The organism is Oceanotoga teriensis (genome assembly GCF_003148465.1).
Lineage (GTDB): Bacteria > Thermotogota > Thermotogae > Petrotogales > Petrotogaceae > Oceanotoga > Oceanotoga teriensis.
This window is the reverse complement of record NZ_QGGI01000024.1, coordinates 21,183-34,849: the sequence shown is the minus strand read 5'-3', so window position 1 is coordinate 34,849 and position 13,667 is coordinate 21,183. Positions and strand designations below refer to the sequence as shown.

The window sequence follows — 13,667 nt, the reverse complement described above, 5'->3', positions numbered from 1 at the left end:
TGTGTTAGGCGCGCCGCCAGCGTTCACCCTGAGCCAGGATCAAACCCTTCATCCTTATGGTTTGTCCTTCTTCAGTTCTTTCTCTGACGTCTTTTTCTTCCTTACCTTATTGGCTTTCTTCTATCCACTTTTCAAATAGCTTTTATTTCTTGCTTAACTGTGTCTAATAATATCATATTATTTTTATTCTGTCAATTTCTTTTGTTTGAACTATTCCTTAATTATTCGTTAATCCATCAATCAATTAATTATTTTTTATTTTAAATTAAATATAAATAAAAAAATAAGAACAAATTCAATTGTTCTTATTTTTTATATATTATAAAGAGAAAGTCCTCTCAGAGGGTTGAGGCACTTAAATTTTACTACTAATATATAGATTATTTAAGTGACTATGGTAATTATTTACTCACAATTACTAAAGTAATATACTATATATTATTTTTTATTCTTTTATATTCGATATATCCTCTATATATATATTTCCAGACTTAATCTTTATATTTAAAAAATTATTTGTATTATTTTTTTGTTTTTTTAAAGTTTTATCATGTTTTTCTCCAAAATATGATATATCACCATCTTGAGTTTCTAAATTTATAGAAAAATTTTTATCTTTAACAAATATTTTTATATCACCAAAATCAGATTCTATATCTATTTTTTTTATTTTTTCACTCATAATTACAAGTTTTAATTTTTTAGATCTTATATCTGTATATTCACCATATAAATTTTCTATATAAATATCAGACTCTTGAGTAAGTATATTAAAATAATTTTCAAAATATATTCCGTTTTTCAAAATTATATTGGATGATTTTGAATTCATGTTTATACTTCCAGATGACATGATATTTTGTGATTCTATATTCCCTTGAATATTATTTATATCTAAATCATGTACATTTAAATTTTTTAATGATATATTTCCATTAACACTTTTCAAAACACAATTTTCTTTGACATTTATATCTTTTATATTTATATTTCCAGAATAATTCGAAAAGATAACATTATCAAACTTAGCTGTAGTATAAATTGTTATTCTACCACTGCCATTCCAACTACTTATCAGATGTTCATTATTTATAAGTAACTTTTTAAATAATGAAAAAGTTTTAGAATTATCAAAAAGATTTTCGTTTATATTAAATGTATTTAAATACGGTTTAAAAGAAATATCTGGAAATAATCTTTCATTATTTTTCAAAGTCATTTTTATATTATTTTTCATAGAATAATATAAATTTATATCAACAAAATTTAAATCCGCTTTTAAATTTTTATAGTTAAAAAGCGGTATATCATAAACTTCTATTAAATTATATTCTTTAGAAAAAAGAATAAGGCTAAAAATTATAAATATAAATGTACAAATTTTTTTCATATATCTTAACTTTCTAATGTCTTATTTATATATAAAGCAAGTTGAGTTCTATCTCTTAATTGAAGTTTTGACAATATTCTTGTTAAATGATTTTTTACCGTTCCTTCTGTTATAAACAATTTTTCAGATATTTCTTTATTTGAATTACCTTCTGAAATCAGTATCGCAATTTCTATTTCTCTTTGAGTCAAATTTTCATATGGCCCTTTTATTTTAATTTCTTCTTTTTCTTTTATGCTATTTTGAGAGTTATTAAAAAATTTAACCATTTTACTCGCCATTTCCGATTGGATTAATAGATTTCCTGAATAAACTGTTTTTATAGCTTCTATTATTTCATCAGATTTAACATCTTTTAAAATATATCCATCAGCCCCATTTTTTAAAGCTTCAAATAAATATTCATCATCTTTAAAAGTTGTTAAAATTATAACTTTTATATTTTTAAAATTCTTTTTTATAATTTTAGTAGCTTCAACTCCATTTAAAACAGGCATTCTTACATCCATCAATATGACATCTATATTCAATTCATTTAATTTTTGAATAGCTTCATTTCCATTTTCAGCTTCTGCCATCACTTCTATATCTTCATTCAAGGATAATATCATTTTTATACCATCTCTTATCAAAGGTTGATCATCAACAATCATAACTTTTATCATTATATACACCCTCCAGAGGTATCTTTATTAAAATAGAAAAATTTTTTTCATAATCATAAATTACTTCACCATTAACACTTTTAACTCTTTTTTCTATACCCTTCAATCCATTTCCTTTTTCAAATATTCCATTAAAAAATCCGTTATCAGATTCTTTTATTTCAATAAAATCACCATCATTTTTTATATATAAATATATTTTATTTCCTTTTGAATGCTTCAAAGAATTAGTTATCAATTCCTGTGATATTCTAAAAACAGTATATTTAATATTTTGATTCATATTTTCTATATTCCCATCAAAAATATACTCTATTACTTTTTCTTTAGTACTCACATTTTCTATCAAATTTTCTATACTTTCTTGTAAGTTATTTATATTTAAATCTTCCTTTAAAGTATTTACAGCCTTTCTTAAATCCTTCATAGAATTTCTTGCAAGATTTTGAGATTTTTCTATTATACTTTCAACTTCTTTACTATTATTTTTATATATTTTTTCTAAATAATCTAAATGCATTATTAATCCAGCTATAGAATGTCCTATTGAATCATGTATTTCTTGTGCAAGTCTGTTTCTTTCATTTTGTATAGTTAAAATTTCTATTTCTTCTAAAGAATTTTTTAGCTTTTCATTTAATTTCATGACCTTATTTCTTTCATTTATTAATCTCTTTATTAAAAATAAAATTGCGACTATTACAAAATATATGAATATATTTGTAAAAAAATCCGTACTATTATAAATGATCAATTCAAATATATTTTTATCTTTTATTAAATTCATACCACTATTTACAAGCCATATATATGTAAAAGATAAAAAATGAAAAATACCTATCAAGAAAGAATAAATACCACTTTCATCTATTATAAATTCATAAGTTAAAAAGAAGAAATATATCAAAAAATCATTACTAACATAAGCCGTGAGAAATACAGATATGATTATAGAAAATATAAAAGATATTATAAAAAATACTCTTCTTGATTTAATCATATATCTAAAAATATCATTGACAAATATAAATCCAACTATTATCAAATATTTTATTAAATCATTTGGAAAATAATGATACTCTTCTATTAAACTAAATATTAAAGCTGCATATATAGACAATCTTATAGTGATTCCATAAAAAAATATTTTTTTATTCATATAGACCTCCATTATATAACTATTATATCAAATACAGAGTCATATTACTTTATCATAGAACAAAAATATTTTAATCGTTTTATTTTAATTTTTTCTTAACATAAGAAAAATTTAAGAATCGTATTTTTTCACTTCTTATTAACTTTATTATATCAAACGTTTAATTTCTGTTTGAAAAATTAATATTTCAAAATTAATTTTATTATGATAAAATAATTATCTGTAAACAAAATATAAAAATAATTAATTTAAAGTTAAAAAATTACAAATTATTTCAATAAACATGACTTTAGTCATATATTTATAGTTTATTTTTTTGTTATCATATGTAATGAAAAATTAACCTTTTTTCACATCACTCAAAGGGGGGAATAGGATGAGAAAGTTTTTATTGTTTTTATTTATCTTAGTTATGGTCTTATCATTCGCTGTGAAAGGGCCACAACCTGACAAAATTTACTTTGGAGCGAGAATGTCTCAAGATATCGCCGTAAAAGATATTTCAGAAGGTATTTTTGACCTTTTCATGAATAGTGTTCCAGGATCAATGTTTAAAGGGTTAGATAAAGCTACAAGAGATAAACTCGATGTTTATTCAGTACCTTCTGGAAGTTGGGATTTGATTTTAAACCCAATACCTAATGCCGCACCTTATCAAGTAGAAGTTCAAGGAAAGACATATTTTAATCCTTTTGCAATAAGAGAAATAAGATTTGCAATGAACTTTTTAATTGATAGAAAATATATTGTTGAAGAAATACAAGGCGGATCTGGTGGACCTTCTTTTACACCTGCAACACCAGGTCAACCAAATGCTTGGAAAGTTGATTTGGTAGCACAAAAGATGGGTATCACTCCTGAAGGAGATAAAGAAAAAGCTTTAGCTGATATAGAAGCAGCCATGCAAAAAGCTTCACAAATACCAGAAAACAAAGGTAAATTGGTTAAAAAAGATGGTTTCTGGTATTTCAACAATGAACCAGTTACAATAAAATTCATAATAAGAGTAGATGACCCAGAAGGTAGACTTAAACTGGGAAATTATGTTTCTGATTTAGTTGAAGAAGCAGGCATAAAAGTTGAAAGACTTTTATGGGATAGATCTAAAGCTTCTAATACTGTTTATAACACAGATCCAGCTGACTACATATGGCAAATGTATACTGAAGGTTGGGGTGCTGGTTCAACATATGTTTGGTGGAGAACTCCTGTAAATCAACATCTCGCACCACGTGGAACTAATATGCCAGGTTGGGGACTCGACACATGGTGGAACTATGAACAACCAGAAATAGATAAATTAGCTTCAGATTTTATGAATGGTAATTTCTTAACAGAAGAAGAATATTGGGAAAAAATAACAAAAGCAACAGAATTGGGAATTCATGACTCAATAAGACTTTTTATAACTTATCAAAATGATTTTTATGTTGCAAACAAAGATAGATTTATTGAAAGAATGCCTTATGGACTCGGTGATGGTTTGAACAGATGGAGTCTTGAAAATGCAAAAGTTAAAGATAATATCTTAAAAATAATTCAATTCTCTGCAGCAGGTAATCTTTTTATGAATGCATGGGATCCAATAGGATATAATGGATTTGGAGATACTTATTCAAGTAATGTTTCAACAGTTATGTTCGAAAGAAGTATGATCGATACTCCATTTGGAGTTACCGTTGAAAGAGTTGCAACTCTTAAAGATTTCAAATCGGCACCTTATAAAGATGCTGAAGGAAATATAAAAGGAAATATAAATGTTCCAGCTGATGCAGAAATATATGATATAAATCAGAAAAAATATGTTCCAGTTGGAAATGGTGTTAAATCAGTATTTGAAGCTACTTGGGATTTAAGTTACTTTAAATGGCATCATGGAAGAATGATGGATGTAAGAGATTATATTTATGCTAATTCTTTTATATTTGATTGGTCAACTAAAGCTAATGATCAGGATAAAAAATATCATCCTCATATGGAAATGCAATTTAAAGATTCAATAGATAGTGTATATGTTGCATGGGAAATATTAGATGATAATACTATAAGAACATATGGAAACTATAATTTCCCTATGAATAAATTAGATATGGCTGGAGGATACGCTCCTTCTTTAAGAATAAGTTCAAGAAATCCTGGAGTAGGTGTTGCTTGGGAAATTGCAGAAGCATTGGCATTATTAGTTATTGAAAATGATAGTCAATCTGGTACTAAATGGGGTTTCAATCAAGAAGAAGGCGTTGAAGAAGTAGATGTAAAAACTCCTAAATGTGTTAAGGATATAAGAGCTAAATTAAATCAAATGATAGATAGAAAATATATACCTGAAGAATTGAATGGTTTAATAACTGCTGATGAAGCTATAAAAGATTATAAAATGGCTATAGATTTTATAGATAAATATAATCATGCTTTCATAGGGTATGGTCCATTCATGTTGACAAAAATAGATACAGATTCAAATTATGTTGAACTATCAGCATACAGAGATGCTTCATATCCATTCGAAAAAGGACATTGGGAAAAAATTTATAAGAAAGATAGAGCAAGAATAGATAGTTTAACTGCTCCTGATATAGCAATGTCTGGTGAAGATGCCGAATTTGAAATCAATGTTTCTAAAGTTAGTTTCCCTAATGATGAAACAGCTTTAGCAAATGAAGCAGAAGTAAAAATAATACTTGTAACTCCTGAAGGCGAAGTAGAATTTGATGCTATGAACTATGGTCCTGGAGAATTTATGGGATTAATTCCATCAACAGCTACTGAAAAATTAGATTCAGGTAGCTATATATATGTTGTAACTGCAACTCTTGATGGATTATTTGTTGATACAAAAACAGGATCTTTAGTTATTTATTAAAAACAATCTTAAGGGGGGATTTTATCTCCCCTTTTCATAAACAGGAGTTGATCATATGTATTGGAAATATGTAATAAAAAGAATTATAGCCGGTATAATAATGTTTATAATTCTTATGTTTACATACTCTGCCCTGTTCAACAAAGTAATGGAAGAAACAACTATGGGTACCATTAATGAACAAATAAGAATGGAAGTAAAATCATTATCAGAAAATAACCCTAAATTTGATGCCTCTTCTTTTGTTAAGAACAGGAAAGAATATTATATAAAGCTTTATGGTCTAGATAAAAGTTATATTGAAAGAGTTTTTAATAATACTTGGAAAACTATAAGATTTGATTTTGGTCAGGCTACAAATATAACTTCGAGCTCTGGCGAAAAGGATGTTACAAAGATCGTTCTTGAAGCTCTACCTCGAACTATTGTATTATTCACTCTATCTCAAGTAATAATACTTATAATAGCTTTGCTCATAGGTCTGAAAAAAGCTCAAAAACCAAGCGGCAAATTTGATAGAACAACTTCTGTCATAACAATGATAGTTTTTGGTATGCCAAAATGGTGGGTTGGAATGATGTTTATAATGTTATTTAGTTATGGCTTAAAAATATTTCCAAGTGGCGGTATGCACAGAGTACCTCCTCCTGAAACATCTTTTGGACTATTTTTAGATTATCTTCATCATCTCGCTTTACCAGTTATAACTTATGTAATAGTGGGATTTTGGGGAGTATCTTTTATTGTTAGAAATATAGTTTTAGGAACACTTCAAGAAGATTATATAATGGCTGCAAGAGCAAGAGGTATAGGTGAAAATAGTGTTCTATACAGACATACTATGAGAACAGCTGCACCACCTATAATAACCATGGTAGTTTTATCTATTCTTGCATCTTTTGGGGGTTCTTTAATCTTTGAAGGAATCTTTAGTTGGCCAGGAATGGGAAACCTTTACCTGATAGCAAATCAACAAAATGATATTCCTGTATTAATGGGAAATCTTGCTTTTACTACGGGTATTTATATCATTGGCTTGGTTATTCTCGATCTCATATATGGATTCCTTGATCCTAGAATAAAAGTAGGTGGTTGATTTGAAATGGAAAGATTTTTCATATGCATTTAATGAATTTTGGACTGAATTCAGAAAAATTAAATCTGGTATGGTTGGTTTAGTACTATTGATAATCTTAATACTAATAACTATATTTGAACCAATTATTTCTCCTTATCCAGAAGCAACCAACAGATGGAGAGATATAACTTATTGGGAAGACAATCCAAAAAGTGCAGCACCTGTTTGGACTAATTGGTTTAGAAAAGAAAAATTGCCTGAAACACAAATATTAGAAAACTCTAACTTTGAAGAAATTTCTAAAGGTGCTTTAAAAATATATAATTTTGATTTTGATTATAACTTTGATTTTGCGACTGCACCAGAAGATTTTATAATACATTTTGATGCAATTGGTTCTCCAATTATAAGTATTAATTTGATACGCCCAGATGGAGAAAAAATAATTTTATCAAAAAAATCTTTAAACCTGAGCAATAAATCTGATGTAAGAATTTCTCTTGGTACAGATGCTAAAGATGGTGCATATAAATTTGCAAATAAAATAGATTATGAAAACTCATCAAGTGTGTTAAAGAGCACTATAAACCCTTTAAATATAATATTTTCACAAGCAAAAGAAAATATTATATCATCTCCAGAATTTTTAAAAGGAGATTATAAAATAACAGTTCAAGCTATTTTTACCAAAGGAGAAGGAGAGATCTCTAATCCTTTAGCTAAAATAAATGGAAAAGTTTCTGGTGTACTTGGTACCGATAATTTTAAAAGAGACCTTTGGAGTGGCGTTCTTGCGGGAATAAAATGGGCTTTATTAATAGGTCTTTTAACAGCTGCTATTTCAGTAACAGTAGGTGTTAGTTATGGTATAACCAGTGCTTATTATGGTGGTTGGGTAGACTCTTTTATGCAAAGAATTTTAGAATTTTTCTTAAATATTCCATTTATCCCAATATTAATAGTCATATCTGCAATATTTAAACCAAGTATATGGACTTTAATAATTTTGATGTGTTTATTAAATTGGACTGGTTCTGTAAGAACCGTTAGAAGTATGGGTCTTCAAATAAAAGAAGAAACTTATATAGAAGCATCAAAAGCTTTAGGTGCAAGTAATTCAAGAATAATTTTTAAACATATGATCCCTTTATTAGTACCTTATTCTTTTGCAAACATGGCTTTATCTGTACCTGCAGCAATACTTACTGAAGCAGGTATGAGTGTTTTAGGACTTGGCGATGCCTCTATTGTAACTTGGGGTCAAATCCTTCAAGATGCAAGAACTGGTGGAGCAATGGTTCAAGGTATTTGGTGGTGGATTATTCCTCCTGGGTTAATGATATCTGTGGTTGGAATGACATTCGCATTTATTGGCTTTTCTATGGATAAAATATTAATGCCTAAACTAAAAACAAGATAAGGTTGTGATTATTTTGAATAATGATATTGCTTTAGAAGTTAAAAATCTTAAAATGTATTATAAAACCGAAAATGGTGATGTAAAAGCAGTTGATGACATATCATTTAAATTAAAAAAGGGAGAAACTTTAGGTCTTGTTGGTGAATCTGGTTGTGGTAAAACCACAACAGGTTTTTCAATATTAAAAATGCCTTCACCTCCTGGTGAAATCGTTGGAGGTCAAATATTAATAGATGGTAAAGATATAGTTCCATTAACAGAAAGAGAATTGAGGAAAAATATAAGATGGGAAAAAGTTTCTATGGTATTTCAAGGTGCTATGAACTCTTTAACACCTGTTTTCACTATAGAAAAACAATTGATGGAAACTCTTCAATTGCATAAGCCTATGAGTAAATCAGAGGCTAAAAAAACTATGATAAAATATTTAAACTATGTTGGATTATCAGAAGATATTTTAAAAAGATATCCTCATGAATTATCAGGTGGTATGAAACAAAGAATTGCTATAGCTTCAGCACTTTTTTTAGAACCTTCATTAGTCATATGTGATGAACCTACAACAGCTCTTGATGTTGTAGTTCAAGCTCAAATAATAAATCTTTTGAAAGATTTAAAAGAAAAATTGAATCTTTCATTCATATTTATAACTCATGATTTGGCTACAGAAGCAGAAGTTTCAGATAGAATCGCTGTTATGTATGCTGGAAAAATAGTAGAAATAGGTACAAATCAACAAATATATGGTGAACAGGGACCTGCTCATCCTTATACTGAAAGGCTATTAGCGGCAACTCCTAAATTACATGAAAATGTAAAAGAATTAGCTTTTATTAAAGGAACACCTCCTAATCTTTTAAATCCTCCAAAAGGCTGTAGATTTCATCCTCGTTGTCCTTATGCTTTTGAAAAATGTAAAACAGAAGAACCTATTTTAAAAGAAATAGAAGCTGAACATAAGGTAGCATGTTGGAGGTGTGATGCAGATGAAAACTGAAAATTTAGTTGAAATAAAAAATTTAAAAAAATGGTTTCCAATAAAAAGAACTATGAAAGAATTTTTTTCAGGTCAGCAAAGATATGTTAAAGCGGTAGATGGGGTTTCTTTCAGTATTAAAAAAGGGGAAATATTCGGTCTAATAGGTGAATCTGGTTGTGGTAAAACTACAACAGCAAAAATGGTCATGCAACTTCATGAACCTACAGATGGTCAATTAATATTCAATGATGAAGATGTGACTCATATATCTAAAGATAGATTAAAAAAATATAGAACAGAAGTACAAATGATATTTCAAGATCCTTATGCATCTATGAATCCAAGATTTAAAGTGAAAGATGTTATGGAAGAACCTTTGATAATTCATAAAATTGAAGAAGATAGATTAAAAAGAGAAATTCTAATAAAAAATGGATTGGAAAAAGTTAGATTAATGCCCCCAGAAGAGTTTATGGGTAGATATCCGCATATGCTTTCTGGTGGTCAGAGGCAAAGAGCTTCAACGGCCAGAGCTTTAATGCTATCTCCAAAACTATTAGTCGCAGATGAACCAGTTTCAATGATAGATCTATCAACTAGGGCTGAAATCCTTCATATGTTAAAACAAGTGCAGAAAGAGTTAAATTTGACATATTTATACATAACTCATGATTTATCAACTGCAAGATATTTTACAGATAGAATAGCTGTTATGTATCTTGGTAAAATAGTAGAAATGGGAACACCAGATGATGTTATAGATAATTCACTTCATCCATATACAAAAGCTTTGATATCTGCTGTATGCGAACCAATTGCAGGAAAAGTAAATAAAGTAAAAAAAGTCCCTATAAAAGGTGAAATACCTTCTGCAGCAAATATTCCAAAAGGATGTAGATTTCATCCAAGATGCCCATACGCAAAGGAAGAATGTTGGGCTTTGGAAGAACCAGAAATAAAAGAATTTAATGAAGGTCATTTCGCTGCATGTAGAAGAATAGAAGAAATAATTAAAAATAATGAAGAAGAAAAAGTTTTAAATGGAGAGTATTAATACTCTCCATTTTATTTTCTCATGAGAATTAAAGAATAATATATCGTAAAAATAGAATATATTATATATAAAATTGAAGGCAGATAAAACCATTGATTTAAACCTATTGAAGTGTTTCCAAATATGCTTACACCAAACCAATTTATAGACATTTTATATATGTAAAATAATATAATTCCAGACATAAAAATACCATTAAAAAAAATTAAAAGACCATATAACTTATAATATCTTTTTGCTATCCTTTCAATAGAATAAAAATGTAAAAAGACTCCAAAAAGGAATATGGGTATAGTTATAAAAATCAATGGTCTCATATCTAAAGTAAATTGAGAACCTATTATTTGATGTATAGTAGATTTTAATAGATTTAAAATTATTGAAAAACTTAATATGGCTATAGAAAATATTATATTAAAAGTTCCCAAAAACATTTCTAATATTATAGATCCAGGAGAAAATTTTTTATTTATTTTTATTTTTTTAGGCGTTTCTTCTCTCTTTTCTTCTATAGGATCTAAAGCTATTTTAGCCATTTCATTCTCCTCCTATATCTATATCATCTATATAATTAATAACTTTTCTTATCTCATTTATCATACTTTTATAAATATCTTCAAAATCGATATTTTTTATATAATCTGCTCTGAGTTTAAATGCACATAGGGCAGGATCTTTTAAATTCATATCTGGCATTTTATATGAAGTTTCCAAAAAGTCAAAATTTTTTAGTATCTTATTTTTCAAACATCTTGAAATTTCTATCATAAGACCTCTTTTTTCAATGTCTATATTTTTTGGTAATAAAAAAACAATATGTATTTTATCTAAATATGGATGATAATATATATTATCTGATATTATCTTATATTTTTTCATTATTTGTTCAAAAGTATCTTCATCAATTATTTCATCAAAAGATAAGTTTTTTTCTCCATTCAATTTTTCTTTAAATTTCATTTTTTTTATTAATCTTTCATCACCTTCTAAAATATATGGATAAAATTTAAAAGGTGATTGTACTATTCCAGAGTAAAAAACTTTGTTTGCAACTTTATTATTTTTTAATAAAAAAAGTTCATATTCATCACTCAATTCATTTTTAAAATCTATATCTACTGGATACAAACAACTCATAACCTTTTTTGGAGGTTCAGCACTTATAGTTTTAAAAACTCTGCCTTGTTCATCTACAAAATAGCTCAAACAAGGAACTTTATTTTCAGAATCAGCTATACAAACATGAAAGAGATGATCATATTCATCTGCAAGTTTATTTTTATATTTTGAAAGTTGTTTTGCTCCCAATAGAATAAAATCATTTATCATTATTTATCCCCCAATTCTTGTTTTATCTTTTTTGCCACTTTTTCACTATTTATTACTTCAGCTATTTCTTCTACTGAAGCTTCCAAAATTTCATTTAATCCTCCAAAATGAGTTATAAGTTTTTTCTTTCTAACAGGTCCTATACCAGAAACTTCATCTAATTTGGTTTTTTCAAATCTTTTAGATCTCAATTTTCTATTAAATCCTATGGCAAATCTATGAGTTTCATCTCTAATATATATCAATAACCTTAAAACTGGATTATCAAGTGGAAGATGTAAATCATCCATTTCTCCTGGAAAAACAACTCTTTCATCTTCTTTCGCAATACCAACAAGGTCTACGTCTTTTAAATCATAACCTAATTCATTTAGAGCTTTAAGTGCAGAATTAACCTGTCCTTTACCGCCATCAATGAATAATAAATCGGGAAGTTCATGTTTTTTATATCTTCTTTTTATAACAGTTTTTATACTTTCAAAATCATTAGGTTCTTTAAACTCATCGAGTCTATATCGTCTATAACCACTTTTTTCTGGTTTACCATTTTCAAAGTTCACAAGAGATGCCACCGTATACATTCCTTGAAGATGTGATATATCTATACCTTCTATTTTTTTTGGTATTTTTTTTAAACTTAATATTTCTTTCGCTTGTTTTAATGTATTTCCAAGATCTGTATACCTTTTGAGTTCTTCTTCCAAATTTTTAAAAGCTAATGAATATATGCTTGATCTTCTGCTTAATTTATTAAACATTTTAAGTCCATTATTTTTTAAATAATTTTTTATTTGTTCATCTATATTTTCATCATAAAGTGTAAATATTTGTGGTGGAATTTCATTTTTTCTTATTATATAAAATTGATGTATAAACTCATTTATATCGGAATCAAGGGTAAAAGAAACTTTTGATATTAAATATCCTTCTCTTATTTTCAATAAAACATAAATAGGTTCTTCATAGACTATAACATCTATGTTTTTATTATGTTTAAATTCAACACCAAGTTTTATGAATAATCTATCAAGTTTTAAAAGTGTATCTCTCATTTGAGCAGCTTTTTCAAAATTTAATATTTTAGAATATTCTTCCATATACTTTTCAAGATACTCTTTAACTTTTTCAACATTTCCTTTGAGAAAATTTAAAACATCATTAACTGCATTCTTATATGATGATTCATCAATTTCTTTATAACATGGTCCATAACACATTCCAAGATGATATAAAAAACAAGGTTTACTTTTTCTATCCATATTTCTTTCACATGATCTAACCTTATATACTCTTTGCAAAACTTCTATAACTTCTTTAACAAATCTAACATTTGGATAAGGTCCAAAATAGGTTCCTTTTTGTTCATTTTTAATTCTAACATATTTTATAGTCGGATATTTTTCATCGGTAATGAGTATATAAGGATAAACTCTCGTATCTTTTAATAAAATATTGTATTTTGGTTTATATGTATATATGAGATTAGCTTCCAGAACAAAAGCTTCATCTTCACTTTCTGTTAAAATGTAATCTATATATTCTGAATCGTTTATTATCTTCAAAGTCTTTTCATTTTTTAATTGATTTGAAGGATTAAAATAAGAACCTAACCTATTTTTTAATCTCTTAGCTTTCCCAACATATATGGGTTTAAAATCTTTATCTTTAAATATATAAATACCAGGTTTTGCAGGTATGTTTTTTATAAGATCTCTATTTACCATTTTAAA

General features: G+C 27.2%; 11 protein-coding genes. 5 read left to right on the top strand and 6 right to left on the bottom strand.

Annotated elements, in window-relative coordinates; all coding sequences use genetic code 11:
- Nucleotides 1-445: 445 nt before the first annotated feature.
- From C7380_RS12175 to C7380_RS12165, 3 genes are read right to left on the bottom strand one after another with little or no spacing between them, the layout of a single operon-like run.
- The gene (locus C7380_RS12175) at nt 446-1,390 is read right to left on the bottom strand and encodes a DUF4097 family beta strand repeat-containing protein (protein ID WP_109606320.1); all 945 of its coding nucleotides are present in this window, start codon (nt 1,388-1,390) and stop codon (nt 446-448) included.
- A 5-nt stretch (nt 1,391-1,395) separates the two neighbouring features.
- A complete protein-coding gene (locus tag C7380_RS12170; RefSeq protein ID WP_109606318.1) occupies nt 1,396-2,055 on the bottom strand; it encodes a response regulator transcription factor in 660 nt (219 codons plus the stop codon).
- Nucleotides 2,033-3,214, bottom strand: a complete 1,182-nt coding sequence (locus C7380_RS12165; protein ID WP_158274907.1) for a sensor histidine kinase — start codon at nt 3,212-3,214, stop codon at nt 2,033-2,035. The genes C7380_RS12170 and C7380_RS12165 overlap by 23 nt, the downstream gene beginning before the upstream one ends.
- Nucleotides 3,215-3,590: 376 nt before the next feature.
- Here C7380_RS12165 and C7380_RS12160 point away from each other — a divergent pair, with 376 nt between their 5' ends.
- Genes C7380_RS12160 through C7380_RS12140 form a run of 5 tightly spaced genes read left to right on the top strand, consistent with a single transcriptional unit; the run spans nt 3,591 to nt 10,608 of the window.
- Nucleotides 3,591-6,077, top strand: a complete 2,487-nt coding sequence (locus tag C7380_RS12160; protein WP_109606314.1) for an ABC transporter substrate-binding protein — start codon at nt 3,591-3,593, stop codon at nt 6,075-6,077.
- A 55-nt stretch (nt 6,078-6,132) separates the two neighbouring features.
- Nucleotides 6,133-7,173 carry an ABC transporter permease gene (locus C7380_RS12155; protein WP_109606312.1) on the top strand — a complete coding sequence of 347 codons (1,041 nt, stop codon included), beginning with the start codon at nt 6,133-6,135 and terminating at the stop codon, nt 7,171-7,173.
- A gap of 1 nt (nt 7,174) precedes the next feature.
- Entirely contained in the window at nt 7,175-8,575 is a 1,401-nt protein-coding gene (locus C7380_RS12150; protein ID WP_109606310.1) for an ABC transporter permease, read from the top strand.
- Between the two features lie 52 nt (nt 8,576-8,627).
- A complete protein-coding gene (locus C7380_RS12145) occupies nt 8,628-9,572 on the top strand; it encodes an ABC transporter ATP-binding protein (RefSeq protein WP_109606322.1) in 945 nt (314 codons plus the stop codon).
- Complete coding sequence (locus C7380_RS12140; RefSeq protein WP_109606308.1) at nt 9,562-10,608, top strand: ABC transporter ATP-binding protein; 1,047 nt, start codon at nt 9,562-9,564, stop codon at nt 10,606-10,608. Before C7380_RS12145 ends, C7380_RS12140 begins: the two co-directional genes overlap by 11 nt.
- A gap of 11 nt (nt 10,609-10,619) precedes the next feature.
- Here C7380_RS12140 and C7380_RS12135 read toward each other — a convergent pair whose 3' ends face one another.
- Genes C7380_RS12135 through uvrC form a run of 3 tightly spaced genes read right to left on the bottom strand, consistent with a single transcriptional unit; the run spans nt 10,620 to nt 13,661 of the window.
- Nucleotides 10,620-11,144: a hypothetical protein gene (locus C7380_RS12135; protein WP_109606306.1), complete on the bottom strand. Its 525-nt coding sequence runs from the start codon at nt 11,142-11,144 to the stop codon at nt 10,620-10,622.
- Between the two features lies 1 nt (nt 11,145).
- Entirely contained in the window at nt 11,146-11,937 is a 792-nt protein-coding gene (locus C7380_RS12130; protein ID WP_109606304.1) for a DUF4895 domain-containing protein, read from the bottom strand.
- The gene (gene uvrC, locus C7380_RS12125; RefSeq protein ID WP_109606302.1) at nt 11,937-13,661 is read right to left on the bottom strand and encodes an excinuclease ABC subunit UvrC; all 1,725 of its coding nucleotides are present in this window, start codon (nt 13,659-13,661) and stop codon (nt 11,937-11,939) included. Before uvrC ends, C7380_RS12130 begins: the two co-directional genes overlap by 1 nt.
- Between the last annotated feature and the right edge of the window lie 6 nt (nt 13,662-13,667).